Below are 944 nucleotides of genomic sequence, written 5' to 3' on the forward strand. Positions count from 1 at the left end.
GTACCACCTTCGCCGCCGTACCGCAGCGCCGCACGGTGCTGGCCGCCAAGGCCAGCGTCATCGGCATCATCGCGCTCATCTTCGGCGAGGCGCTCGCCTTCGCCTCGTTCCTGCTCAGCCAGGCGATCCTCGCCGGCCATCACGGCGCGACGTCGCTCTCCCATCAGGGTGTGCCCGGCGAGCTGCTTGCTGCTGGCTTCAGCCTCTTTGCCATTGCGATGCTCGGCCTCGCGCTAGGCACCATCATCCGCAACACCGCCGGAGCGGTCGCCGCTCTCCCCGCCCTGATCTATCTGCCGCTGGTCGTCTTGAGCCTTCCGCACCCCTGGAACGACTCCATCGGGAAGTTCACCCTGTTGATGGCCGCCTACCAGCTCGTCTCCGAGCATTCCCACGCCGCGTTGCTCTCCGCGCCCCTCTCGCTGGCCGTGGTCGTCGCCTGGCCCGCAGTCGGTCTGCTGACCGCCGGAGTCCTGATCCAAAGACGAGACGCCTAACTCAGCGATTGCCGATGACAACGCCCTGCTCACGGTTCGACAACGCTGGGGAGACAGCGAGGGATGCAGCGCGCTACCCACGACCGGAGCAGGAGCCATCCGTTCCACAAGCGATACGTGGAGTGGTCCGAGGCCACGTCGGCGCGGCAGTCAAAGTGCTGCGAGAGCGGATCGCCGAGCCCTGGACACTGCAAGCACTGGCCGAGGAAATCCACCTATCCCGCTCTCAGCTCGTCAGGGCGTTCGATGCGACCGTGGGGATGAGCCCGATGGCCTATCTACGCCAGATGCGGGTAGAGCGGATGGCGCGGGTGCTGGTCTCCACGGACCTGTCGATCGCGGAGGCCGCCCGCCTGGTCGGCTGGCGAAACCAGTTTCACGCCATTTATTTTTTATTATACGTCTACGTCATTTATCTAAACTATTTCCGTCGTCGGCAGACGCCAC

At 64.7% G+C, this 944-nt stretch carries 1 protein-coding gene; it reads left to right on the top strand.

What is annotated here, in order from left to right:
• Positions 1-652: 652 nt before the first annotated feature.
• On the top strand, positions 653-944 hold a 292-nt coding region (locus ACFE99_RS24960), incomplete at its 3' end, for a helix-turn-helix transcriptional regulator (protein WP_375489542.1).

This window comes from uncultured Mycobacterium sp. (assembly GCF_964249325.1).
In the GTDB taxonomy this organism is placed as follows: Bacteria; Actinomycetota; Actinomycetes; order Mycobacteriales; family Mycobacteriaceae; genus Mycobacterium.